Annotated in this window: 25 protein-coding genes, 1 other RNA gene and 1 other annotated feature; of the genes, 12 read left to right on the plus strand and 14 right to left on the minus strand. The window is 59.2% G+C overall.

Annotated features, from left to right (window positions below; all coding sequences use genetic code 11):
• Positions 1-21 precede the first annotated feature (21 nt).
• The 3 genes from dnaX to Q9R34_RS01490 form a co-directional block, all read right to left on the minus strand.
• A complete protein-coding gene (dnaX, locus tag Q9R34_RS01480; RefSeq protein WP_485892119.1) occupies positions 22-2,013 on the minus strand; it encodes a DNA polymerase III subunit gamma/tau in 1,992 nt (663 codons plus the stop codon).
• Positions 613-674, minus strand: a sequence feature (DnaX frameshifting element). It overlaps the preceding gene by 62 nt.
• 139 nt (positions 2,014-2,152) lie before the next feature.
• Entirely contained in the window at positions 2,153-2,704 is a 552-nt protein-coding gene (gene apt / locus Q9R34_RS01485) for an adenine phosphoribosyltransferase (protein ID WP_434123973.1), read from the minus strand.
• Positions 2,705-2,845: 141 nt separating this feature from the next.
• Positions 2,846-3,235 carry a DUF454 family protein gene (locus Q9R34_RS01490; protein WP_434123974.1) on the minus strand — a complete coding sequence of 130 codons (390 nt, stop codon included), beginning with the start codon at positions 3,233-3,235 and terminating at the stop codon, positions 2,846-2,848.
• 56 nt (positions 3,236-3,291) lie between these two features.
• Here Q9R34_RS01490 and priC point away from each other — a divergent pair, with 56 nt between their 5' ends.
• From priC to rsmS, 3 genes are read left to right on the plus strand one after another with little or no spacing between them, the layout of a single operon-like run.
• Positions 3,292-3,813, plus strand: coding sequence for a primosomal replication protein PriC (gene priC, locus Q9R34_RS01495; RefSeq protein WP_485892121.1), 522 nt, complete (start codon positions 3,292-3,294; stop codon positions 3,811-3,813).
• A gap of 36 nt (positions 3,814-3,849) precedes the next feature.
• Entirely contained in the window at positions 3,850-4,095 is a 246-nt protein-coding gene (locus Q9R34_RS01500; RefSeq protein ID WP_434123977.1) for a GlsB/YeaQ/YmgE family stress response membrane protein, read from the plus strand.
• Between the two features lie 9 nt (positions 4,096-4,104).
• Positions 4,105-4,260, plus strand: coding sequence for a pleiotropic regulatory protein RsmS (gene rsmS / locus Q9R34_RS01505; protein ID WP_084883987.1), 156 nt, complete (start codon positions 4,105-4,107; stop codon positions 4,258-4,260).
• On the opposite strand, the gene acrR is transcribed toward rsmS, so the two are convergent.
• Positions 4,251-4,895 (minus strand): multidrug efflux transporter transcriptional repressor AcrR, encoded by a 645-nt coding sequence (gene acrR, locus Q9R34_RS01510; RefSeq protein ID WP_485892123.1) that lies wholly within the window; start codon positions 4,893-4,895, stop codon positions 4,251-4,253. The two genes, rsmS and acrR, sit on opposite strands and share 10 nt — an antisense overlap.
• 142 nt (positions 4,896-5,037) lie before the next feature.
• Between acrR and Q9R34_RS01515 the strand changes: the two genes are divergently transcribed.
• From Q9R34_RS01515 to ykgO, 4 genes are all read left to right on the plus strand, one after another.
• Positions 5,038-6,240, plus strand: a complete 1,203-nt coding sequence (locus Q9R34_RS01515; protein ID WP_434123980.1) for an efflux RND transporter periplasmic adaptor subunit — start codon at positions 5,038-5,040, stop codon at positions 6,238-6,240.
• A gap of 16 nt (positions 6,241-6,256) precedes the next feature.
• Entirely contained in the window at positions 6,257-9,412 is a 3,156-nt protein-coding gene (locus Q9R34_RS01520; protein WP_485892125.1) for an efflux RND transporter permease subunit, read from the plus strand.
• Between the two features lie 246 nt (positions 9,413-9,658).
• Complete coding sequence (locus Q9R34_RS01525) at positions 9,659-9,919, plus strand: type B 50S ribosomal protein L31 (RefSeq protein ID WP_434123983.1); 261 nt, start codon at positions 9,659-9,661, stop codon at positions 9,917-9,919.
• 2 nt (positions 9,920-9,921) lie between these two features.
• Positions 9,922-10,062: a type B 50S ribosomal protein L36 gene (gene ykgO, locus Q9R34_RS01530; protein ID WP_485892127.1), complete on the plus strand. Its 141-nt coding sequence runs from the start codon at positions 9,922-9,924 to the stop codon at positions 10,060-10,062.
• Between the two features lie 44 nt (positions 10,063-10,106).
• Here ykgO and Q9R34_RS01535 read toward each other — a convergent pair whose 3' ends face one another.
• Genes Q9R34_RS01535 through Q9R34_RS01545 form a run of 3 tightly spaced genes read right to left on the minus strand, consistent with a single transcriptional unit; the run spans position 10,107 to position 12,502 of the window.
• Positions 10,107-10,985 (minus strand): metal ABC transporter substrate-binding protein, encoded by an 879-nt coding sequence (locus Q9R34_RS01535; RefSeq protein WP_485892129.1) that lies wholly within the window; start codon positions 10,983-10,985, stop codon positions 10,107-10,109.
• 12 nt (positions 10,986-10,997) lie between these two features.
• Entirely contained in the window at positions 10,998-11,837 is an 840-nt protein-coding gene (locus tag Q9R34_RS01540; protein ID WP_485892131.1) for a metal ABC transporter permease, read from the minus strand.
• Positions 11,834-12,502, minus strand: a complete 669-nt coding sequence (locus tag Q9R34_RS01545; protein ID WP_485892133.1) for a metal ABC transporter ATP-binding protein — start codon at positions 12,500-12,502, stop codon at positions 11,834-11,836. Before Q9R34_RS01545 ends, Q9R34_RS01540 begins: the two co-directional genes overlap by 4 nt.
• A 350-nt stretch (positions 12,503-12,852) precedes the next feature.
• Between Q9R34_RS01545 and Q9R34_RS01550 the strand changes: the two genes are divergently transcribed.
• The 3 genes from Q9R34_RS01550 (at position 12,853) to Q9R34_RS01560 (ending at position 13,974) form a co-directional block, all read left to right on the plus strand.
• Positions 12,853-13,206, plus strand: a complete 354-nt coding sequence (locus Q9R34_RS01550; RefSeq protein ID WP_485892134.1) for a hypothetical protein — start codon at positions 12,853-12,855, stop codon at positions 13,204-13,206.
• Between the two features lie 148 nt (positions 13,207-13,354).
• Entirely contained in the window at positions 13,355-13,732 is a 378-nt protein-coding gene (tomB, locus tag Q9R34_RS01555) for an Hha toxicity modulator TomB (RefSeq protein WP_033752682.1), read from the plus strand.
• A 23-nt stretch (positions 13,733-13,755) separates the two neighbouring features.
• Complete coding sequence (locus Q9R34_RS01560; protein WP_033752683.1) at positions 13,756-13,974, plus strand: HHA domain-containing protein; 219 nt, start codon at positions 13,756-13,758, stop codon at positions 13,972-13,974.
• Positions 13,975-14,100: 126 nt separating this feature from the next.
• Here the strand turns inward: Q9R34_RS01560 and ffs are convergent.
• An RNA gene (gene ffs, locus Q9R34_RS01565) (signal recognition particle sRNA small type) lies at positions 14,101-14,197 on the minus strand.
• 166 nt (positions 14,198-14,363) lie between these two features.
• Here ffs and Q9R34_RS01570 point away from each other — a divergent pair.
• Positions 14,364-14,675: an MGMT family protein gene (locus Q9R34_RS01570; RefSeq protein WP_434123992.1), complete on the plus strand. Its 312-nt coding sequence runs from the start codon at positions 14,364-14,366 to the stop codon at positions 14,673-14,675.
• A gap of 32 nt (positions 14,676-14,707) precedes the next feature.
• Here Q9R34_RS01570 and Q9R34_RS01575 read toward each other — a convergent pair whose 3' ends face one another.
• Positions 14,708-15,265: a YbaY family lipoprotein gene (locus Q9R34_RS01575; RefSeq protein WP_434123993.1), complete on the minus strand. Its 558-nt coding sequence runs from the start codon at positions 15,263-15,265 to the stop codon at positions 14,708-14,710.
• Between the two features lie 200 nt (positions 15,266-15,465).
• Here Q9R34_RS01575 and tesB point away from each other — a divergent pair, with 200 nt between their 5' ends.
• The gene (gene tesB, locus Q9R34_RS01580) at positions 15,466-16,329 is read left to right on the plus strand and encodes an acyl-CoA thioesterase II (protein WP_033788820.1); all 864 of its coding nucleotides are present in this window, start codon (positions 15,466-15,468) and stop codon (positions 16,327-16,329) included.
• Positions 16,330-16,425: 96 nt separating this feature from the next.
• Here tesB and amtB read toward each other — a convergent pair whose 3' ends face one another.
• From amtB to Q9R34_RS01605, 5 genes are all read right to left on the minus strand, one after another.
• On the minus strand, positions 16,426-17,712 hold the full coding sequence (gene amtB, locus Q9R34_RS01585) for an ammonium transporter AmtB (RefSeq protein ID WP_033752689.1): 1,287 nt from the start codon (positions 17,710-17,712) through the stop codon (positions 16,426-16,428).
• A 33-nt stretch (positions 17,713-17,745) separates the two neighbouring features.
• Positions 17,746-18,084, minus strand: coding sequence for a P-II family nitrogen regulator (gene glnK / locus Q9R34_RS01590; RefSeq protein ID WP_033752690.1), 339 nt, complete (start codon positions 18,082-18,084; stop codon positions 17,746-17,748).
• Between the two features lie 257 nt (positions 18,085-18,341).
• Complete coding sequence (locus tag Q9R34_RS01595) at positions 18,342-20,117, minus strand: SmdB family multidrug efflux ABC transporter permease/ATP-binding protein (RefSeq protein WP_485892137.1); 1,776 nt, start codon at positions 20,115-20,117, stop codon at positions 18,342-18,344.
• Positions 20,104-21,879, minus strand: a complete 1,776-nt coding sequence (locus Q9R34_RS01600; RefSeq protein ID WP_485892138.1) for a SmdA family multidrug ABC transporter permease/ATP-binding protein — start codon at positions 21,877-21,879, stop codon at positions 20,104-20,106. Before Q9R34_RS01600 ends, Q9R34_RS01595 begins: the two co-directional genes overlap by 14 nt.
• A gap of 23 nt (positions 21,880-21,902) precedes the next feature.
• A complete protein-coding gene (locus Q9R34_RS01605; RefSeq protein ID WP_434123997.1) occupies positions 21,903-22,364 on the minus strand; it encodes an Lrp/AsnC family transcriptional regulator in 462 nt (153 codons plus the stop codon).
• Between the last annotated feature and the right edge of the window lie 10 nt (positions 22,365-22,374).

Raw genomic sequence — 22,374 nt, forward strand, 5'->3', positions numbered from 1 at the left:
CATAAGACAGCGGCAGCGTGGTCAAACGGGTCGGATACTCTCTTCATCCAGATCGGCGTCGAAGAACCGGCGCAGCGTCTGGATGTGGGTATCACTAATGATAGACTGGCGCGCCTGCGCCAGCTTCTCTTCATAAATGGCCTGTCGCCACTCGAGTGGCGTCAATACCGCAGGATTATCATCTTCAATGATAGTCAATTCAACGGGCTGACCGGCGGCGTCGCTCAGCGCGGCAGCCAGCACCTGCTGCGCCGACGCGGAGTTCAGATGACGCTGCGCGGCGCGCAAATGCAGGCAGACGCCCTGCTCGGTACGCTCTTTCCAGGCGTTCAGCGCCAGCTGCTGCACCAGCTTCGGCAGCGGCAGCGCGGCGATTTCCGCCGCCCAGGGATCGCGCTGCTGCGCTTCTTCCATCAGCCGTGCCGCCAGCTCAGGGGTTTTCTCATGCTCAAGCGCCGAACGCAAGGCTTTTGGCGTCGCCACCGGTTCGGGTGCCGCCTCAACCGGCGACTGCGCTTTCCAGCGGTACGCCTCTTTTTTCGCTGGCGCCGTCTCGCGCGGACGCGCCGCCTGCGCGCGTTCGGTGACGGAGGCCAGGCGCTCCAGCGCGGAGGTAGCCGGCCGCGTCAGAGACGCTGCCGGCTCACTCTTTTTTGGTTTGCTGGCCCCCTGGCGCAGCAGCTGGGTGCGCGCCTGCAGGAGCTGGCTGGTGGTATCGGAAAATGAGCCGTCAGGCGCGGCGGCCGGCGGTGCGGCGACCGGCGGCGCGACCCGTTCCTGCGGCGGCGCGGGCGGCGCCATCTGCGGCTGCGCGGCGGCGACATGCTGCTGCGGCGCAACGGCGTGCGCCTGCGGCTGCGCGGCTGCGGCGGACGGCTCCGCCTGCGGCGTCATCGCTGGACGCGCTGCCGGTTCGGCTATCGCCGTTTGCGGATGGAACGCCAGCGCGCGCAGCAGGGTCATTTCGACGCCCATGCGGCGGTCGGGCGCCAGCGGCAAATCTTTGCGCCCCATCAGTAGCGTCTGATAGTAGAGCTGAACGTCAGCGGGCGGCACCACGCGCGCCAGTTCACGCAGGCGCGGCGCATGGCTCTCTTCTTCATCGCTGATTGAGCTGGGCAGCAGCTGCACCATGGCGATACGGTGCAGCAGACGCAGCATCTCCACCAGCAGCGCTTCCCACTCTACGCCGCGCGACGCAGCCTGGTTGAGCAGCGTCATCACCTGTTCGCCGCTACCGTCCACCAGCGCCTCGATCAGGCCCAGCGGCTGCTCATCGTCCAGCGTGCCAAGCATCTGGCTGACAACGAGGCTGCTGACGACGCCCTGCCCCATCGCGATCGCCTGATCCGCCAGACTGAGCGCGTCGCGCATGCTGCCGTCGGCGGCGCGCGCCAGCAGCTGCAGCGCGCGCGGTTCGTTTTCGATCTGCTCCTGCTGCAGCACATAGCTGAGCTGTTTGCGGATCAGTTCGACGTCCAGCGCCTTGAGATGAAACTGCAGGCAGCGGGAGAGGATCGTCACCGGCAGCTTTTGCGGATCGGTGGTGGCCAGCAGGAATTTAACGTGGGACGGCGGCTCTTCGAGCGTTTTCAGCAGCGCGTTGAAGCTGTGGCGTGACAGCATATGCACTTCGTCGATCAGATAGACCTTAAAGCGGCCGCGCGCGGGCGCATACTGTACGTTGTCCAGCAGATCGCGCGTGTCTTCCACTTTGGTGCGCGAGGCGGCGTCGATCTCGATCAGATCGACAAAGCGGCCCTGTTCAATCTCGCGGCAGTTGTCGCACTGGCCACACGGCGTGGCGGTGATGCCGGTTTCGCAGTTAAGTCCTTTCGCCAGCAGGCGCGCGATGGTGGTTTTGCCTACGCCGCGCGTGCCGGAGAAGAGATAAGCATGGTGGAGACGTCCCAGTGACAGTCCATTCGCCAGCGCGGTCAGGACATGTTCCTGACCGACAACGTCAGCAAACGCCTGAGGACGCCATTTTCGCGCAAGTACCTGATAGCTCATGTGGATTCGATCACTGGATGTGGTTGGAAAGATGAGCGCAGACGCGCTGCAACCCCTGTATATCGTTGCAGTAGTTTAACAGCGACAGCGGGCATTGCCTATCACTTGCTGGCCTCGCGCGCGGCGAGGCCATTGTCACTTAGTGACCCGGGAAGTTGACCAGGCTGTAGCAGTTGACGCCCAGCGCTTTCAGGCGCGATTCGCCGGTCAGATCGAAGAGATTAATCACGAAGGCGGCGTCTTTGACCTCGCCACCTGCGCGGCGGATCAGCTTGACCGTGGCTTCGATGGTGCCGCCGGTCGCCAGCAGATCGTCTACCACCAGCACCACGTCGCCAGGCTTAATCGCGTCTTTATGCAGCTCGAGCGCATCGGTGCCATATTCCAGCTCGTAGGATTCGCTGAAGGTCTCGCGCGGCAGTTTGCCGGGCTTGCGCACCGGCACGAAGCCGACGCCTAATGCCAGCGCGACCGGCGCGCCAAACAGAAAACCGCGTGCTTCGGTGCCGACGACTTTAGTGATGCCACGATCGCGAAAGCGCTCGACGAACAGCGCGATGGTCGCGGCGTAGGCTTGCGGATCTTCCAGCAGGCTGGTGACGTCGCGGAAGAGGATCCCGGGTTTCGGGTAATCCGGAATGCTTTTAATGCTCTCTTTAATGAATTCAAGCTGCTGCGCAGTTGCGGTCATAATGTTACGCCTGGTAAAAACTTTATATCGCGCAGCTTCCATAGCGTCGGATTCCGAAATGAATCAGACGCAGAGAGTAAAAAAAGGGAAGCCACGCACGAAGATGCCCAAATCTAAGCAAATGGCCGGCTAAATGCAACCTTATCGCGGCGGCGCGCGATCGTCGGGCGATTCGGCGACCACAGGAATACGCCACATCATCAGCAGCAAAAAGCAGAGCATTCCGCCAAGAAAAAGGCGCACCCACAGAATTTTCACCAGCCAGATCGAAAGGCAAAAGGTCACCAGCGTCAGCACCATGGCGCGCCCTTTCGCGCCCGGCGGCATCGCGCGGTGGCGCTGCCAGTGGCGCAGATAGCGGCCAAACGGCGAACGCCACAGCAGCCAGTGGTGAAAGCGCGGCGACGATCGGGCGAAGCACCAGGCTGCCAGCAGCACAAATGGCGTGGTCGGTAATAATGGTAATACAATGCCCAGCGCGCCGAGCAGGATAGCCAGCCAGCCGAGAGTCAGCAGTAAAATACGTTGCATAGCCTTGCCTGAATCCGTTGCATGCGCGCTACGTTAGCACAGATAAGGAAAAGATAATGGCGGACGCCACCACACAACAGCGCCTGGCCGCCTGCCTGGCCGCGCTTAAAGCGCAGATCGCGCGCCATCCCGACGGCCACTGCCGCACGCCGCGCTTCGACCGCCAGCTGTTTACCGCCAGCGGCACGCGGCTGGCGGACTATCTGCAGGAGATTGAGCGCAATCTGCAGCTGCTCTGCGCCTCGTCGAATGCGCAAGAGCGCGTCTGGCTGGCGGAGAAGCTGGTAAATCAGATTGCCGCCCTGCAGCGCGAAGCGGACACGCAGCAGCTGCGCCCGCGCCGCGAACGCCCTGCGGCGACGCCGCGCCAGCAAAAGCTGGCGGAATACCGCGAGTATGAACGGCGGCTGCAGGCGATGATCGACCAGCGCGAACAGCGGCTGGCGCTGGCGGAGAGCCTGGCGGCGCAGCAGCAGTTGAAACAGGAGCTTGAGGTACTGGAGGGTCGCATGGCGCGCTGTCGTCAGGCGATTGATGCGGTGAGGTGGGCGCTTTCGCTGCGCGGCGAGGCCTTGTGAGGCCTATACTTAGCGCCATCTGTTCTGGAGCCTGAAATGGGAATTATCGCCTGGATTATCACTGGAGCGGTCGCGGGCTGGCTGAAGCGGCGTTTTTTCCCCGGACGGCCTGGCGGCCTTGTCGCCACGCTGGTGCTGGCGGTCATCGGCGCGCTGGTCGGCGGCTATATCGCCAGCTATTTCGGCTTTGGCTCGCTGGCGACGCTCCAGCCTGCCGCGCTCGGCTGTGCGCTGGCCGGCGCCCTACTTATGCTGCTGGTTGCAGCGAAACTGCGTATATAAGGAATAGAGATGTCACTGGAAAACGCGCCTGACGAGATAAAACTGGCGGTGGATTTGATTCAGCTGCTGGAGGAGAACCGCTTGCCAGCTGACACCGTGCTGGCGGCGCTGGCAATCGTGCAGCGCGACTTCGAGAAAAAGCGCGACGCGGAGCGTCAGGCCTGATGCGACGCGGTTAGCGTCGGGCTCAGACGCAGCATATCGATAAAGACTTCGACGATTTGCGGCGCGCTCGCGGCCAGGTCAAAGCTCTCGGGCGTAAACAGCCAGCTCTCCATCATGCCGTTGACGTACCCCCGCATCAGCAGTGCCGCCTGGCGGGTATTGAGCGTAACGGGTAATTGCCCGGCCTCAATGCACTCTTTCAAAACTTCTTCTATTTTGTCATAGCACTCTGACAGCAGGCTTTGCTGCATGATTTGCAGCGCGGCCATTTCGCCGACGAACTCGCACTTATGGAAGATGATCTCCATCAGCGCACGACGCTGTGGATCCTTTGCTGTCGCTTCAAAGATATAGATCAGCATCGCGCGCAATACAGAAAGTGGATCGCCAGGATATTTTGTCTGATACTCAAGTTCCACATCATCAAGCCCAGCGTCGGTGCGCAGCCAGATTTCGTGTAAAACATCGGCTTTATTTTTAAAGTGCCAGTAAATAGCGCCCCGCGTTACGCCAGCCGCTGCGGCTATATCCGCAAGCGAGGTGGCAGAAACACCCTGGCCGGAAAATAACGCAAGGGCTGCATCCAGAATTTGATGACGTGTTTCAAGTGCTTGGGCTTTGGTTTTTCGTGCCATAGGGAGCTTTTTTTACAAACTGGCAAGTTTACATACATTTGTGAATGTATGTACCATAGCACGACCCGGGTTTTAGCGCAGCAATGGGTTTATCGGTTTGTGATCCATTGATCAATTGATATCGGACACTAGAGGTTTATTTATGAATAAAAACAGAGGATTAGCGCCTCTGGCGGCCGTCCTGATGCTTTCAGGCAGCTTTGTGTTAACAGGATGTGATGATAATAAATCCCAGCAAGCCGCCCAGCAGCACCCGCCGGAAGTGGGAGTTGTTACCCTGAAAAGCGAACCCCTGAAGATTACCACAGAGCTGCCGGGCCGAACTTCCGCCTATCGCGTGGCTGAAGTGCGTCCTCAGGTTTCCGGTATCATTCTGAAGCGTAATTTTGTGGAAGGCAGCGATATTAAAGCGGGCGAATCGCTTTATCAGATCGATCCTGCCACCTATCAGGCGAGCTACGACAGCGCCAAAGGCGATCTGGCGCAGGCGGAAGCCAACGCGCGTATCGCACAGCTGACGGTCAACCGTTACAAGCCGCTGCTCGGCACCAAATATATCAGCCAGCAGGATTACGATAACGCCGTCGCGACCGCCGCGCAGAACGCCGCCGCGGTGCAGGTTGCGAAAGCAAATGTCGAAACCGCCCGCATTAATCTGGCCTACACCAAGGTGACCTCGCCTATCAGCGGCCGTATCGGCAAATCGTCCGTGACCGAAGGGGCGCTGGTGCAGAGTGCGCAGACCACCGCGCTGGCCACTGTGCAGCAGCTCGACCCGATGTATGTCGACGTCACCCAGTCTAGCGACGAATTTATGCGCCTGCGCGCGGAGCTGGAATCTGGCCAGCTGAAACAGGTCGACGGCAAAGCGACCGTTACCCTGCTGATGCAGGACGGCAGCGAATCGCCGCAGAAAGGCACGCTGGAGTTCTCCGACGTCACGGTTGACGAAACCACTGGCTCTATCACCCTGCGCGCTATCGTGCCGAATCCAGATCATCGTTTGCTGCCGGGCATGTTCGTCCGCGCGCGTCTGGAGGAAGGCACCAACCCGAATGCGCTGCTGGTTCCGCAGCAGGCCGTCGCCCGTACGCCTACCGGCCAGGCGACCGTCATGGTGGTTGGCGCGGACAACAAGGTTGAAGTGCGCAGCGTCAACGCCGCGCAGGCGATTGGCGACAAATGGCTGGTGACCTCTGGTCTGAAAGAGGGTGAACGCGTGATCAGCGTCGGCACGCAGCGCGCGAAGCCAGGCGCTCAGGTGACGCCGCAGGAAGTCTCTGCCGAGCAGAAATCTGACGCCAGTGCGCAATCTCAGACCCAGTCTGAAAAAACTTCGTCTTAACAGGAGCCGTTGATACATGGCTAAGTTCTTTATCGATCGCCCCATCTTTGCGTGGGTAATCGCCATCATCGTGATGCTGGCGGGTGCGCTATCGATTCTTAAGCTGCCGATCGAGCAATATCCAAACGTTGCTCCGCCGGCCGTGCAGATTCGTGCCGCCTATCCGGGCGCCGATGCGAAAACGCTGCAGGACTCCGTGACGCAGGTTATCGAACAGAATATGAACGGTATTGATGGGCTGATGTACTTCTCATCAAACAGTGACTCTTCCGGTAACCTGCAGCTGACCCTGAGCTTTGAATCCGGCACCGATCCCGATATCGCGCAGGTCCAGGTGCAGAACAAACTGCAGCTGGCGATGCCGCTGCTGCCGCAGGAAGTGCAGCAGCAGGGTATTCAGGTGCAGAAATCCTCCAGCAGCTTCCTGATGGTGGCGGGTTTCGTCAGCGATGACGGCTCAATGACCCAGAACGATATCTCCGACTTCGTCGCCTCGAATATCAAGGACCCTATCAGCCGTACGTCAGGCGTGGGCGATACCCAGATCTTCGGCGCACAGTATGCGATGCGTATCTGGATGGACCCGGCCAAGCTGAATAACTACCAGCTGACGCCGGTCGACGTCATCAGCGCCATCAATACCCAGAACGCCCAGGTGGCGGCGGGTCAGCTCGGCGGCGCGCCTGCCGCGCCGAACCAGCAGCTTAACGCCTCAATTATCGCCCAGACGCGTCTCACCTCGACTGACGAATTCGGCAAGATCCTGCTGAAGGTGAATACCGACGGCTCGCAGGTTCGCCTGCGCGACGTCGCGAAAATCGAGCTGGGCGGCGAGAACTACGAGGTTATCGCGCGCTATAACGGCAAACCCGCTTCCGGTATCGGTATCAAGCTGGCGACCGGCGCAAACGCGCTGGATACCGCCAATGCGGTGAAGGCGGAGCTGGGCAAACTGCAGTCGACCTTCCCGGCTGGCCTGAAAGTGGTTTATCCCTATGACACCACGCCGTTCGTTAAGATCTCCATCTTCGAAGTGGTGAAAACCCTGTTTGAAGCGATCGTGCTGGTGTTCCTGGTGATGTATCTCTTCCTGCAGAACTTCCGCGCCACGCTGATCCCGACTATCGCCGTCCCAGTGGTGCTGCTCGGCACCTTCGCGATTATCAGCGCCTTCGGCTACTCGATAAACACGCTGACGATGTTCGGTATGGTGCTCGCCATCGGCCTGCTGGTGGATGACGCCATCGTCGTAGTGGAAAACGTTGAGCGCGTGATGGCCGAAGAGGGCCTGCCGCCAAAAGAGGCGACCAAGGTCTCAATGGAGCAGATTCAGGGCGCGCTGGTTGGTATTGCGCTGGTGCTCGCGGCGGTCTTTATCCCGATGGCCTTCTTCGGTGGTTCAACCGGCGTTATCTACCGTCAGTTCTCCATTACCATCGTTTCTGCGATGGCGCTGTCGGTGCTGGTCGCGTTGATCCTGACGCCGGCGCTCTGCGCCACGATGCTGAAGCCGATCAAGAAAGGCGATCACGGCAAAACTACCGGTTTCTTCGGCTGGTTTAACCGCCTGTTCGACAAGAGCACCAACCACTACGTCGACAGCGTCGGCCATATCGTGCGCAGCACCGGTCGCTACCTGGTGATCTATCTGGTGATTGTGGTGGGCATGGCCTATCTGTTCCTGCGTCTCCCCTCCTCGTTCCTGCCGGAAGAGGATCAGGGCCTGCTGCTCGCTCAGGCGCAGCTGCCTGCGGGCGCAACGCAAGAGCGTACACAAAAGGTCATGGATCAGATCACGGACTACTTCCTGAATAAAGAGAAGGATAGCGTGAAGTCGGTGTTTACCGTTAACGGCTTCGGCTTCTCCGGCCGTGGTCAGAACACCGGTATCGCCTTCGTCAGTCTGAAACCCTGGGATGAACGCAGCAGCAGCGATCTGAAGGTGCCGGCTATCGCCGGCCGCGCCATGGGCGCGCTGGGCCAGATTAAAGATGCGATGGTGTTCCCGTTCAACCTGCCGGCGATTATCGAACTGGGTAACGCCACCGGCTTCGACTTTGAGCTGATTGACCAGAATAACCTCGGCCATGAAAAACTGACCGAAGCGCGTAACCAGCTGTTGGGTATGGTGGCGCAGCACTCTGATACGCTGGTGGGCGTGCGCCCCAACGGCCTGGAAGATACGCCGCAGTACAAGCTGACTATCGATCAGGAAAAAGCGCAGGCGCTGGGGGTATCGCTGTCCGATATCAACACCACGCTTGGCTCCGCCTGGGGCGGCTCTTACGTCAATGACTTTATCGATCGCGGCCGCGTGAAGAAGGTCTACGTAATGGGTGAAGCCAAAGATCGTATGCTGCCTGACGACATCAGCAAATGGTACGTGCGCAACAGCAGCGGCAACATGGTGCCCTTCTCCGCCTTCTCGTCGGCGAAGTGGCAGTATGGTTCACCGCGTCTGGAGCGCTATAACGGTCTGCCGTCGATGGAGATTCTGGGCCAGGCTGCGCCAGGCAAGAGCTCCGGTGACGCCATGAACCTGATGGAAGAGCTGGCGTCGAAACTGCCTGCGGGCATCGGCTATGACTGGACCGGCATGTCCTACCAGGAACGCCTCTCCGGCAACCAGGCGCCTGCGCTCTATGCGATCTCGCTGATTGTGGTCTTCCTCTGCCTGGCGGCGCTCTATGAGAGCTGGTCGATTCCCTTCTCGGTGATGCTGGTGGTGCCGCTCGGTGTTATCGGCGCGCTGATCTTCACCACGCTGCGTGGACTCAGCAACGACGTCTACTTTGTGGTGGGACTGTTGACCACCGTCGGGCTATCGGCGAAGAACGCCATTCTGATCGTTGAATTCGCCAAGGATTTGATGGAGAAAGAGGGCAAAGGCCTGGTTGAGGCGACGTTGGATGCCTGCCGCATGCGTCTGCGCCCGATTCTGATGACCTCGCTCGCCTTTATTCTCGGCGTGCTGCCGCTGGCGATCAGCACCGGCGCAGGCTCCGGCGCGCAGAACGCCGTCGGTACCGGCGTGATGGGCGGGATGGTGACGGCGACCGCGCTGGCTATCTTCTTTGTTCCAGTCTTCTTCGTGGTGGTGCGCCGCCGCTTCGGCAAGAACAAAGCGGAGCTGGAAAAAGGTCATCCAACCGAACAGAGCCAGCAGCACTAATCTTTGCTGAATGATAAAAGGCCGCGCAAGCGGCCTTTTTTATTGCTGGCGCGCCTGTGCGGCTACGCTGGCCCTGGCGCCATGAGGCAGAAGCCTTTTCCCTGCCTGTTTGTCCCACCTCACTCATCCGCAACCTCTCCAGCAAAAACTCACGCAAAATCTTCGCCCCCTGGCGACACGGGTTGCATTGTTCGCCAGCGCGCGCCATAATAATGTTACTTTATAACATAACATTTGTGAGGCGTTATGAAACCGAATATTCATCCTGCTTATCGTCCAGTCGTGTTCCACGACACCACCGTCGATAAGTATTTCAAAATTGGCTCCACCATTAAAACCGAGCGCACCATCGAATTCGAAGGTGAAACCCTGCCCTACGTGACGCTGGATGTCTCTTCTGCCTCCCACGTCTACTACACCGGCAAGCAAAAAGATTTCACCAAAGAGGGCAGCGCCGCGCGCTTTAATCAGCGCTTCGGCCGCTTCCTTAATAAACAGGGACGCTAAAGATGCAGGTATTGAGCTCGCTGGCGTCGGCAAAAAAACGCCACAAAGATTGCAAAATCGTGCGCCGTCATGGACGCGTCTTTGTGATTTGCAAATCGAATCCGCGCTTTAAAGCGGTACAGGTAAGAAAGAAAAAACGATAGTCAGTGTCGTGAGAGCTGGCCGGGGAACCTCCCCGGCCTTTTTTTTATTTCATGCTGTGGATCATCGCCTCAACGTTGTGGCGAAATGCCGCAACATAGGTGGGCGCAGGGCCGGAAGGCTCAGAGAGCGCCTCAGGATAGAGCTCGCCGCCCGGCTGCGCGCCGGTTGCGCTGGCGATCTGCTTCACCAGGCGCGGGTCGGTCTGGTTCTCAATAAAGTAGCTATGGATATGCTCGGCCTTAAGCTGTTTGATCAGCCCGCCAACATCGCTGGCGCTCGCTTCCGCCTCGGTAGAGAAGCCGACCGGCGCCAGGAAGGTCACGCCGTAGCGCTGCCCGAAATAACCGAACGCGTCATGGCTGGTCAGCACCTTGCGCTTCGCCGCCGGTATTGCCGCAAAAGCGGTTTTCGCCCAGCTGTCCAGCGTCTGTAGCTGCTGAATATAGGTTTCGCCGCTGCGGCGAATCGCCTCGGCGTCTTGCGGATCCGCTTTAATCAGCGCGTTCATCACGTTGGTGGCGTAGATGACACCGTTGTGCATGCTATTCCACGCGTGGGGATCGGTCACGGTTTTCCCCTCCTCTTCCATGCTGCGCGTCACTACCCCGCGCGAGGCCACCACGGCGTCACCTTTATAACCTGAGGCGCTCACCAGACGATCCATCCAGCCCTCCAGCCCAAGGCCGCTGACGAAGACCAGATCCGCGCGGGCCAGCGCCTGGCTATCCTGCGGCGTCGGCTCGAAGGTATGGGGATCGCCATTGGGTCCGACCAGCGATTTTACCTTCACGTGCTCGCCGCCTACCTGTTTTACGATATCCGCCAGTACGGTAAAACTGGCGACGACATTCACGGTTTTCGCCATAGAGAGCGGGCTGATCAGCAGCGCGCCGACCGCCAGGCTTAACGATAACTTCTTCATAAATACCCCTGTTTAATGGCGGCGCAGAAGGCCGCCGCATGGACCTGCCAGAATAGAAAGAAAAAAGAGCAGCGCGGCGCTGAGCACCACCGCCGGGCCCGCCGGGAGCGAGAAGCGCCAGGAGAGCATCAGCCCGATAACGGCCGCGGCGATCGCCAGCCCCATCGCAGTGACCAGCATCCATGCCAGATGGCGGCTCCAGAATCGGGCGCTGGCGGCGGGCAGCATCATCAGCCCCACTGACATCAGCGTGCCGAGCACCTGAAAGCCCGCCACCAGATTCAGCACCACCAGCAGCAGAAACAGGCCGTGCACCAGCGGCGCGCTCCAGTTGCCCTGCGCACGCAGAAAGTCGGGATCGAAGGCGTCAATCACCAGCGGCCGGTAGATCGTCGCCAGCATCAGCAGGGTAAAGGCGGCGATGGCGCCGACCAGCAGCAGCGCAGGCTTATCCACCGCCAGCAGCGAACCGAACAGCACATGCAGCAGATCGACGCTCGATCCGCGCAGCGATACCAGCGTGACGCCAAGCGCCAGCGAGCCTAAGTAAAAACCGGCGAAGCTGGCGTCCTCTTTCAGCGGCGTGTAGCGGCTTACCGCGCCGGAGAGCAGCGCCACCGCCAGCCCGGCGATAAGCCCGCCGACGCCCATCGCCACCAGCGACAGGCCCGATATCAGATAGCCAATGGCCGCGCCCGGCAAAACCGCGTGCGACAGCGCGTCGCCAATCAGGCTCATGCGGCGCAGCGACAGGAAGACGCCAAGCGGCGTGGCGCTCACCGCCAGCGCCACGCAGGCGATGAGCGCGCGACGCATAAAGCCGAATTCGATGAAAGGCTGAATCAGCGTCATGAGGCCAGGCTCCGCAGTGCGACCGACGCGTCGCTGGCCGGTTGTAGCGCCGCGTCGTCCAGCGACAGCAGCTGGCTGAAATAGCGCTCCACCAACGGGCGGTCGTGCAGCACCACCAGCAGCGTGGTGCCCGCCTGCCGCTGCTGCTGCAGGATCGACATCAGCAGCGTCACGGTTTTGCTGTCGATGCCGTTAAAAGGCTCATCCAGCAGCCACAGCGGGCTGCGCTGCAGCAGCAGTCGGGCGAACAGCACGCGCTGCAGCTGGCCGCCCGACAGCGTGGCGGGCTGTGCGCTGGCAAAATTGCTCATCTGCACCGCATCCAGCGCTTGCTCGATCTCCCGGCGCATGCTGCGGCTGATGCCGCCAAACCAGCCGCAGCGCGGCCAGCAGCCGATCGACACCAGTTCAAAAACGGTCAACGGAAAGCGCGTCTCCAGCTCGCTGCGCTGCGGCATCCAGCCGATAGCCTTCCGGGGAAGTTGCAGCTCGCACTTTCCGGCTACCGGTTTGATCAGCCCGGCGATGGTTTTCAGCAGCGTCGATTTGCCGCTGCCATTGGCGCCGACTAGCGCCGTCATGCTGCCGGACGTTAACTCGGCATTAATAATCGGGGTTACCGCCCTGTTCTGATAGCCCGCCTGCAGCTGGGTAAAGCGCATCATGATGCGACTCCCCACACGATCGCCAGCGCCAGCAGGACGATGACAGACAAGGCCACAGCGACTCTTCCGCCTAGTGAAAGAAGCATTCCACTCTGATCCATGATTTACTCATAATGTTATAACATAACAACAATCTATCTCAATTTTAGCGCAGAGCGTGCAGGCAATATGTTTCAAAAGGTATCCGTTACCCGGCACGCCTTCCTGAAAGACGATGCCATTTATTTGATTCAGTAAGGAAAAAAGCTTTACGAATAATAACAATAGGTTTTGTCGTTAAGAGAGGAGTTGCAAAGTAGTTGCACAAGTCTAATGATCGGTTTAACAATCTCATCGAGCAGGAAATGAAAATGTCACTGCAGCTTGAAAGCAATATCAGCCCGGATAACCCGTCTGTCCCAGAATTAACGGCGTTTATCCAACGGAATATTCCCAAAATAGCGCAGCCTTTGGCAGGAGATTTGCAATGGTATTCGCCTCATGCGCAGTTAGTTCCGGAGAGTTTTAAAATAAAGTCTGTAGAAAAGTTAGCCAGCAATCGTTTTAAAATGCTTTATCAATTTGATGGACATATATTTAGTCCTTGTCTGGATTTAAATGAAGTTTTTACGCGCGAAGAGCAGTTTCAGTTTCAGGTTCTTCCCGGCAGACTTGAGTTTGAGCTCATTGAGAGCCAGCAACCCTCACCCGCTGACGAATTGTAATATTTAGTAATTGAGGTGAGCAAATCTAATGATTGTGTTTTATATTTAATGTATCCCAAGCTCTGACCGCTATTCGTAATCACTTCCTGGCCGCTTAACCTTAACTCGCCGCGTTGCGGTATCCGTGCAAGCTATGGAGGGGAAAAAGATGGACGAGTACTCACCGAAACGGCATGATATTGCCCAGCTTAAATTCCTGTGTGAGAGCCTGTTTGATGAAAGCATGGCGACGCTGACCGACAGCCATCACGGCTGGGTTAACGACCCTACTTCTGAGAACAATTTACAGCTTAATGATTTGATTGAGCACATTGCTTCTTTCACGATGAATTACAAAATAAAGCATGCTGAAGATGAAGATCTGATAACGCAAATCGACGACTATCTTGACGATACCTTTATGCTATTTACTAATTACGGTATCAATGCACAAGATCTGAATCGGTGGCAGCGTTCCGCCCGACGCTTATTTAATCTTTTTAGCGAAGAGTGCGCTTTTCTTCAGCAACCCAGTCACTCAATTTAGGTAAACACGAGACCGGTTTATTTATGAACGATAAAAATCTGACGAAAACTGATTATTTGATGCGACTGAGACGCTGCCGCTCGATCGATACGCTCGAACGCGTCATTGAAAAGAATAAGTATGAATTATCCGATGACGAACTGGCGGTATTTTACTCTGCTGCCGATCACCGTCTGGCTGAACTGACAATGAACAAACTTTACGATAAAGTTCCTGGCTCAGTATGGAAGTTCGTGCGCTAACACACTGTTTTTCCTTCCTCTTTACTGCATAACACCCGCTTAATTCTGAATAAATCTTTAACTGGCCATGGAGTGGCGGTTATGAGAGATGTCTGAGGATTTTCCGAGGGGTGAAAATGGTGGAGGCCCTGCCAGCCACATCCCGGCACACGCGTCGCCTGCTGCGGCTGCTTCCTTCCGGACCTGACCGAGTTCACAAGTTAGCATTGCGGGAGGACCAACAGAGCCTCCATTGACAAGCCCTCTTTCGAAGGCGGGGGCATTATCAGGGAAGCCCCCGGTAATTGCAAGCGCCGTCCGAATGACCGTTGTTTTCTTGAACAATACGTCTCGCCAGGGGGCCGCGTCGCCGTGTTAGAGTAGCATTTTTGCTTCTGCGCAAGGTCGTTATGGATCCGCAAGAGAGTTTTCAGCAGCGCGTATGGCACATCGTTGCCGCTATTCCGCCAGGTAACGTTGCCACCTATGGCGATATTGCCCGGCTGGCGGGTTCGCCGCGTGCGGCACGTCAGGTGGGTGGCGTGCTGCGTCGTTTACCTGCCGGCAGCCGGCTGCCGTGGCATCGCGTCATTAACCGTCACGGAACCCTTTCGCTACAGGGCGACGATCTGTTAAGGCAACGCGATGCGCTGGCGGCAGAAGGTATTGAAATAAGCGACGATGGGCGCGTTGCGCTGGACGTTTATCGCTGGCAGCCCTGACCGCGGGGCGAAGCCGCCCCGCTCCTGGAGGATTACAGACGTGTTGGTGCCGGTACGGCGGAAGATGGCGTCACCTGCGTCGGCGAGGTCGACGGCACAGTGCTGACCGCGCCGGGCTGCGTAGGCAGCGCGGTTTGCGGTACCGGCACCAGCAGCAGTTCCGCTTTGGTACCGCCCTGGTTAATGACCGGTTTCACCGAATCGGTGATAAAGGCCAGCTTGCCGTCGATGGTAATCGCCGCGCTCAGCAGAATACGCGCGTTGGGCTGGATATCCGCTGGGTTAAACGGCAGCACAAACTGGAACGGTGCCTGCTTGCCCTGCGTGTGTACGGCGCGCTGCGACAGCACTTTCGACGGCGCGTTCGCTACGGTGGCGTCGGAGAGCGTGACCGTCAGCACTGCGTCAGGCGGCAATGCAATCCGCTGACGAATATAGACCGACCCGCTCACGTTAGGCTGCGCAATCGCCGCCTGTTGCCCTGCCGCGCTGGCGCCCAGCGTCGGAACCGGCACCGGCTTGCTGTGATCGGCGCAGCCTGCAGCAGCTGCAATCAGGGTAATACCACTTACCATTTGCCAGAGTTTCATTGATGTCGTCTCCATCTGATCACTATGATTATCGGCTGCGAATTCATCGCCTGGGGTTTCATTCGCCTTATGTGGTTAATCCTGGCATAAAATCCAGATATTTCCTCTCTGCCCTTGCGTGGCGTCCGCTGCACTCTTTGATTGACGGCAACTGGTCGGATCTTTCACACTGAGCGGGTTAACTTTGTGAGGATTGCACTATGAGCCAGGCGCTGCAAAATCTGCTGAATTTGTTAAATCTGGAAAAGCTGGAAGAGGGTCTCTTTCGCGGCCAGAGCGAAGATTTAGGACTGCGTCAGGTGTTTGGCGGTCAGGTGGTGGGCCAGGCGCTCTACGCGGCGAAGCAAACCGTGCCGGAGGAGCGTATTATCCACTCTTTCCACAGCTACTTTTTACGGCCGGGCGACAGCAAGAAAGGCATTATTTACGACGTGGAAACCCTGCGCGACGGCAAAAGCTTTAGCGCGCGCCGCGTCAGCGCGGTGCAGAACGGGCAGCCTATTTTCTATATGACCGCCTCTTTCCAGGCGCCTGAGAGCGGCTTCGAGCACCAGAACGCGATGCCTGAAGTGCCCGGCCCGGAGACGCTGGCGTCGGAGCAGGATCTGGCGCAAAAGATGGCGCATCTGCTGCCGGAAAAGGTGCGGGAGAAGTTTATTGCCGAGCGGCCGCTGGAGATACGCCCGGTTCAAATCCACAATCCGCTGAAAGGCCGCGTCGACGAGCCGGTACGACAGGTCTGGATCCGCGCTAACGGCGGGCTGCCTGCCGACCTTCGCATTCACCAGTACCTGCTGGGCTACGCCTCCGATCTCAACTTCCTGCCGGTCGCGCTGCAGCCGCACGGCAAAGGATTTCTTGAGGCCGATATGCAGGTCGCTACCATCGACCATTCCATGTGGTTTCATCGCCCGTTCAACTTCAGCGACTGGCTGCTCTACAGCGTGGTGAGCACCTCGGCCTCCGGGGCGCGCGGTTTTGTACGCGGCGAGTTCTATAACCAGCAGGGCGTGCTGGTCGCGTCGACCGTGCAGGAAGGGGTGATGCGTCAGCGCAGCGAATAAGCTACCAGGCTGCGCAAAGGCAAAAAATAAGGGGCGAATTGTCGCCCCTTTTCGTTTTTCTTTTTCTTAGCGCACTGCTTTTCTTCGCCCGACGGCTTACTGGTTGTAAGCGTTCTCGCCGTGGCTGTTAACATCCAGACCTTCACGCTCCTGCTCTTCCGGCACGCGCAGCCCAACAATCATATCCGCCAGCTTAAAGCCGATAAAGGCGACCACCGCAGACCAGACGATCGTTACGCCGACGCTGAACAGCTGCACCCATACCTGATGCCCCATGGTGACGCCTTCCGCATAGCCGACGCCGCCCAGCGAAGAAGAGGCGAACACGCCGGTCAGGATACAGCCGACGATGCCGCACACGCCGTGCACGCCGAAGACGTCGCACGGGTCATCCACGCGCAGCATTTTCTTCAGCGAGGTCACGCCCCAAAGCCCGGCCAGACCGCCCACCAGGCCGATAATCAGCGCGCCGCCGACGCCGACATAGCCACAGGCTGGCGTGATAGCCACCAGGCCCGCGATAAAGCCCGAACAGGCACCCAGCAGCGACGGTTTACCGCGTACCGCCCACTCGCCGAAGGTCCATGACAACACCGCGCCTGCGGTCGCTACCACGGTGTTCAGGAAGGCCAGTGCAGCAATTTCGTTGGCGGCAGAGGCGGAGCCGGCGTTAAAGCCAAACCAGCCTACATAGAGGATCGCCGTGCCGGTGAAGACCATCGGCAGGTTATGCGGCTTGAACGCCTCTTTGCCGAAGCCGGCGCGTTTGCCTACCAGATAGGCGCCCACCAGGCCCGCGATGGCGGCGTTGATATGCACCACGGTGCCGCCAGCGAAGTCCAGCGCGCCATCCTGTGCCAGAAAACCGCCCGCCCAGACCATATGCGCAATCGGCAGATAGGCCAGCGTCACCCACACACCGACAAAAATCAGCACCGCGGAGAAGCGAATACGCTCGGCGATAGCGCCAACGATCAGCCCCACGGTGATGCAGGCAAACGACGCCTGAAACGCTACGTGGATGTACTGATAGAAGCTGCCCATAACCGCTTTCAGCTCGATGTTTTTCAGCATCGCCCACTGGAAGCTACCGAAGAAGGCGTTGCCTTCGCTGAAGGCCAGCGAATAGCCGTACACAATCCACAGCACGCAGACCAGTGCAAACGTCACCGCCACCTGCGTCAGCATCGAGAGCACGTTTTTGCCGCGAATCAGACCGCCGTAAAACAGCGCAATCCCTGGAATTGTCATAAACAGCACCAGCGCGGTGCAAATCATCATAAAGGCGTTGTCGGCTTTATCCGCTACGGCAGGCGCAGCCATCGCCAGCGACGGTAACAGCGACAGGCTGATGAGGCCCAATAAGGTGAGTGCTTTATTCATTTTTTTCCATCCCATCAGATAACGTAGCCGAAATTAAAGCGCTGCTTCGTCGGTTTCACCGGTACGAATACGGATAACGCGCTGCAGCTCGGCAACAAAAATTTTGCCGTCACCGATCTTGCCGGTATAGGCCGCTTTGCTGATCACATCCACCACTTCGTCGAGCTGATCGTCGGCGATGGCAACGTCGATCTTGACCTTGGGCAGAAAGTTCACGCTGTACTCGGCGCCGCGATAGAGCTCTGCATGGCCTTTCTGGCGGCCGAACCCTTTAACTTCAGAGACGGTCAGCCCCTGAATGCCGATAGAGGAGAGAGCTTCGCGCACATCCTCCAGTTTGAACGGTTTGATGACCACGGTAACCAGCTTCATTGCATCCCCTCCGGGTAATAGACAAGTGAGTCGTCTCAGACACGCAGAGACAGAAGCAAAGGCTGTGCCAGGAATGAAGGAGCGAATGCGACGCGGCGTAAAGGCAGGCCGGCCCGGTTTGAAATGGCAAAAGAAGAGAGCGAGAGAAGAAAAGGGAAACCAGAGGCTAAATAATCTGCACTTCTTTGGTGCTTCTGGCCTCAAAGAAGTGCAAAGGGTAAGAACATTCTGATAAATGCGCGCAAAAAAGGTGCAATTTATTCCACGGTGGCGACGGCCTTGCCCGACGCGAGTTCATCGCCCGCCTGCTGCAGCTGATACATCTGCCAGTAGCGTCCCTGTCGCGCCAGCAGCGCGGCGTGATCGCCCTGCTCTACCACCTGACCACGATGCAGCACCAGAATCGTGTCCGCCTCGGTAATGGTCGACAGACGATGAGCGATCACCACCAGCGTGGTGTGCTGGCGTAGCCTGCTCAGCGTCTGCTGAATCGCCTGCTCGGTGCCAGAGTCGATATTGGCGGTCGCCTCGTCGAGGATAAGGATCTGCGGCATCGCTACCAGCACGCGTGCCAGCGCCAGCAGCTGCTTCTGCCCGACCGAGAGGGTATTGCCCTGCTCGCCCAGGCGCGTTTGAATGCCGTCCGGCAATGCGCGCGCCAGCGAGGCGAGCTGCACCTGCTCCAGCGCCTGCCAGACCGCCTCTTCGCTGATATCGCGGCCGAGGCGCACGTTAGCCAGCAGGCTGTCCGCCAGCACCACAGGATCCTGCTGCACCATGGCGATACCGCGCCGCAGCGTCTGATGGCTGAGCTGGCCAACAGGACGATCGTCCAGCCAGATTTCGCCGCGCGTCGCCGGGTAGTAGCCCATCAGCAGATTTGCGAGGGTGCTTTTACCGCTGCCGGTATGGCCGACCAGCGCCACGAAGCTGCGCGGCGGCACCTCAAGGTTGATGTCGCTCAGCACCTCGCGATCGGCGCGATAGGCGAAACTTAGCTGACGCAGCGAGATGCGTCCTGACGCCAGCGGGCGATCGTCGCTGCCGTAGCGCTGCTGCGCGGCATCCATCAGCTCGAAGATTCGCTCGCCCGACACCACCGCCTGCTGCAGCATCGACTGCTGCGTCGTGAGTTCGATCAGCGGTTCGTTCAGGCGGCCAAGGTAGGTAATGAACGCATAGATCACGCCAACCTCAAATATGCCCGGCGAAGAGAAGCTGAACAGCATCAGCAGGCCGCAAAGGATCATCGCTGAAAACAGGCTGAGCAGCGGGCGCAGCAGAAAACCGTCAAGCCGCAGCGTCTGCATACGCGCTTCATAGTGCGAGCGGCTCGCCTGGCTCATGCGCTCGCCGAAGCGCGCCTGCTGGCGAAACTGCTGGATCACGCTCATGCCGTTGATCACTTCGTTAAAGCCGTTGTTGATATCCGCTAGATAGCTGCGCACGCGGCGCGCGATGGGCGTGCTGTAGCGCTGATAAATCAGCATTACCGTCAGCACCAGCGGAAAGATGGTCATCGCCACCAGCGCCATGCGCCAGTCGAGGCTGAACATCGCCACCATCATCGCGCCAATCAGCGCCGCACTGCGCAGCACCGTGGCCACCACCGTCACGTAGAGATCCCTGATCACTTCGGTATCGTTGGTGACGCGCGAGATAATCTGCCCGACCGGCTGAGTGTCAAAGGCGCTGAGCGGCTGCCGCAGCGCCGCGTCCATCACGTCGCTGCGCAGCTGCTGCACCACGCCAATTGCCGCGCGGTTAAACAGCTGCGCCTGAAAATAGTGCAGCCCCGCCGCCAGCAGCTGGAGGAGAATAAAGCCTGTTACCAGCCCGGCGACAATCCCCCAGGGCATCTGGTGTTTCGCCACCAGGTTGTCGATAAAGTAGCTGACCAGCACCGGTCCGGTCACCTCGGCCGCAGCGGCGATCCAGAGCAGACCGACCGCCAGAACCAGCGATTTACGCCACGGCCTGCCGTAGGCGAGCAGCCGCTTCAGCGTCGGCCATAAGCGTTTAGAGGTCGCCATCGAGCGCTCCTTTTGCCGATTCGTCTTCGTCCAGCGCCGCCTCAAGCTGCTGATAGCGATACATATCGCGATACCAGCCCGGCTGCGCCGCCAGCGCGTCATGATCGCCGCGCTGGGCGATCTCGCCCTGCTGCAGCACCAGAATTTCGTTCGCCTCCGCCAGCGCCGACAGGCGGTGCGCGCTGATAATCAGGGTGCGGCCCCGGCCCCAGAGGCGCAGATTGTGCAGAATATCGTGCTCGGTGCGGCCGTCGACGGCCGACAGCGCGTCATCAAGGATCAGGATCTCCGCGTCGAGCAGCAGCGCGCGCGCAATAGAGAGTCGCTGCTTCTGGCCGCCGGAAAGCATCACGCCGCGCTCGCCCACTTCAGTTGCATACCCCTGCGGCAGCCGCAGGATATCCTCATGTACGCAGGCCAGCGTCGCCGCGCGCTCAATCTCCTCCTGAGTGGCGTCGGGCTTGCCCAGTGCGATATTGCTCGCCACGCTGTCGGAGAAGAGGAACGGCGTCTGGCTGACGACCGCCAGCCGACGGCGCCAGCTGTCGATGCGCAGCTGCGTCAGGGGAATGTCGTGGTAGCGAATATCCCCCTGGTCGATATCAAAATGGCGCTGAAGCAGGCTAAGCAGCGTGCTTTTTCCGCTGCCGGTCGGGCCGCACAGGCCCAGCATCTGCCCCGGTTTCAGCGTGAAGCTGAGGTTGCGCAGTACCGGCGCGGCGCTGGTCGGATAGCGAAACGCGCGGATCGAAGCCTGCAGCACGCCCGCTTCCGCTGGCGGTTCCCGATCGCCATCCACGACCGCAGGCGCTTCCGCCAGCAGCGCGTTGATGCGGCTCCATGCGGCGCTGCCGCGCTCAACGATGTTGAACATCCACGCCAGCGCCAGCATCGGCCAGATCATCAGGCCAAGATACATAACAAAGCTGGTGAGCTGACCAAGCGTCAGCTGGTCGTGCCACACCATCCAGCTGCCGCCGCCAATCGCCAGCAGGTTCGAGAAGCCGATAGCGATATAAATGGTGGGATCGAAACGGGCATCGACGCGCGCCACGCGCAGGTTTTTCGCGCCGGTATCGCGTGCAATAGCGGAGAATTGATCTGACTGGTGCGACTCCAGGCCAAACGCCTTAATCATGCGGATACTGGTCAGGCTCTCCTGCGTCTGATCGTTCAGACTGGAAAAAGCCGCCTGCGCCAGCTTGAAGCGATCGTGCAGCTGGTTGCCGTAGCGGTGGATAAACAGCGCCATGATCGGCATCGGGACCAGCGACAGCAGCGTCAGCTGCCAGCTGATCTGCAGGCTCATCACCAGCAGCACCACGCAGCCCATCACCAGCGAATCCACCAGCGTCAGCACCCCTTCGCCAGCGGCGAACACCACGCGGTCCACGTCGTTAGTGGCGCGCGCGATAAGATCGCCGGTGCGATGGCGCAGATAAAAAGCGGGATGCTGGCGGCTGAGCTGGCGATAAAAATCTTCGCGCAGTTCGACGGCCAGCTGATAGGAGGCGCCGAACAGCAGCACGCGCCAGACGTAGCGCAGCAGATAGGTCGCCACGGCGGTCACCAGCATCACGCCGATCCACATCATGATAGTGCGCCCGCTCATGGTGTGATGCGTGACGCCGTCGACGATCACGCCCACCAGATGCGGCGGCAGCAGTTGCAGGATAGCGATCGCGATCAGGAGAGCGACCGCGCCCAGATAGCGTCGCCACTCGCGGATGAAATACCAACTTAACTGGCTAAATAGTCGCACTAGACTCTTCTCTTTCTTTTGCCTCAGGGGGCAATGGGTAACGCCGTGGTGTATTTAATCTCCTCCATGGCGAAGCTGGAGGTGACGTCGATCAGGCCCGGCACGCTGTTGACCAGACGCTTGTAAAAGTCGTCGTAGCGCTTCATATCCGCAACCTGGATGCGCAGCAGATAGTCGAACTCGCCCGCCGTGCGGTAGAACGCCAGCACCTCAGGCATCTCCTGCACCGCCGTCACGAAGCGCTGATACCATTCACGGCTGTGCTGCTGCGTTTTGACAAACATAAAGGCGGTCAGCGCGAGGCCGAGCTTTTCCGCATCCAGCAGCGCAACGCGAGCACGGATGATACCGTCATCCTCCAGCTTTTTCAGTCGCTTCCAGCATGGCGTGGTGGTGAGGTTGACGGCGTCCGCCAGCGCCTGCAGCGACAGCGTAGCGTCGCGCTGCAGCAGATCGAGCAGATGACGATCGGTTTTATCTAACATTTCTCTCCTC

It is taken from the genome of Enterobacter sp. BRE11 (assembly GCF_031844285.1).
In the GTDB taxonomy this organism is placed as follows: domain Bacteria; phylum Pseudomonadota; class Gammaproteobacteria; order Enterobacterales; family Enterobacteriaceae; genus Pantoea.

Coding starts and splice junctions, on each gene's coding strand:
- dnaX (WP_485892119.1), bottom strand. CDS start 2,013: ATGAGCTATCAGGTACTTGCGCGAAAATGGCGTCCTCAGGCGTTTGCT.
- apt (WP_434123973.1), bottom strand. CDS start 2,704: ATGACCGCAACTGCGCAGCAGCTTGAATTCATTAAAGAGAGCATTAAA.
- Q9R34_RS01490 (WP_434123974.1), bottom strand. CDS start 3,235: ATGCAACGTATTTTACTGCTGACTCTCGGCTGGCTGGCTATCCTGCTC.
- priC (WP_485892121.1), top strand. CDS start 3,292: ATGGCGGACGCCACCACACAACAGCGCCTGGCCGCCTGCCTGGCCGCG.
- Q9R34_RS01500 (WP_434123977.1), top strand. CDS start 3,850: ATGGGAATTATCGCCTGGATTATCACTGGAGCGGTCGCGGGCTGGCTG.
- rsmS (WP_084883987.1), top strand. CDS start 4,105: ATGTCACTGGAAAACGCGCCTGACGAGATAAAACTGGCGGTGGATTTG.
- acrR (WP_485892123.1), bottom strand. CDS start 4,895: ATGGCACGAAAAACCAAAGCCCAAGCACTTGAAACACGTCATCAAATT.
- Q9R34_RS01515 (WP_434123980.1), top strand. CDS start 5,038: ATGAATAAAAACAGAGGATTAGCGCCTCTGGCGGCCGTCCTGATGCTT.
- Q9R34_RS01520 (WP_485892125.1), top strand. CDS start 6,257: ATGGCTAAGTTCTTTATCGATCGCCCCATCTTTGCGTGGGTAATCGCC.
- Q9R34_RS01525 (WP_434123983.1), top strand. CDS start 9,659: ATGAAACCGAATATTCATCCTGCTTATCGTCCAGTCGTGTTCCACGAC.
- ykgO (WP_485892127.1), top strand. CDS start 9,922: ATGCAGGTATTGAGCTCGCTGGCGTCGGCAAAAAAACGCCACAAAGAT.
- Q9R34_RS01535 (WP_485892129.1), bottom strand. CDS start 10,985: ATGAAGAAGTTATCGTTAAGCCTGGCGGTCGGCGCGCTGCTGATCAGC.
- Q9R34_RS01540 (WP_485892131.1), bottom strand. CDS start 11,837: ATGACGCTGATTCAGCCTTTCATCGAATTCGGCTTTATGCGTCGCGCG.
- Q9R34_RS01545 (WP_485892133.1), bottom strand. CDS start 12,502: ATGATGCGCTTTACCCAGCTGCAGGCGGGCTATCAGAACAGGGCGGTA.
- Q9R34_RS01550 (WP_485892134.1), top strand. CDS start 12,853: ATGTCACTGCAGCTTGAAAGCAATATCAGCCCGGATAACCCGTCTGTC.
- tomB (WP_033752682.1), top strand. CDS start 13,355: ATGGACGAGTACTCACCGAAACGGCATGATATTGCCCAGCTTAAATTC.
- Q9R34_RS01560 (WP_033752683.1), top strand. CDS start 13,756: ATGAACGATAAAAATCTGACGAAAACTGATTATTTGATGCGACTGAGA.
- Q9R34_RS01570 (WP_434123992.1), top strand. CDS start 14,364: ATGGATCCGCAAGAGAGTTTTCAGCAGCGCGTATGGCACATCGTTGCC.
- Q9R34_RS01575 (WP_434123993.1), bottom strand. CDS start 15,265: ATGAAACTCTGGCAAATGGTAAGTGGTATTACCCTGATTGCAGCTGCT.
- tesB (WP_033788820.1), top strand. CDS start 15,466: ATGAGCCAGGCGCTGCAAAATCTGCTGAATTTGTTAAATCTGGAAAAG.
- amtB (WP_033752689.1), bottom strand. CDS start 17,712: ATGAATAAAGCACTCACCTTATTGGGCCTCATCAGCCTGTCGCTGTTA.
- glnK (WP_033752690.1), bottom strand. CDS start 18,084: ATGAAGCTGGTTACCGTGGTCATCAAACCGTTCAAACTGGAGGATGTG.
- Q9R34_RS01595 (WP_485892137.1), bottom strand. CDS start 20,117: ATGGCGACCTCTAAACGCTTATGGCCGACGCTGAAGCGGCTGCTCGCC.
- Q9R34_RS01605 (WP_434123997.1), bottom strand. CDS start 22,364: ATGTTAGATAAAACCGATCGTCATCTGCTCGATCTGCTGCAGCGCGAC.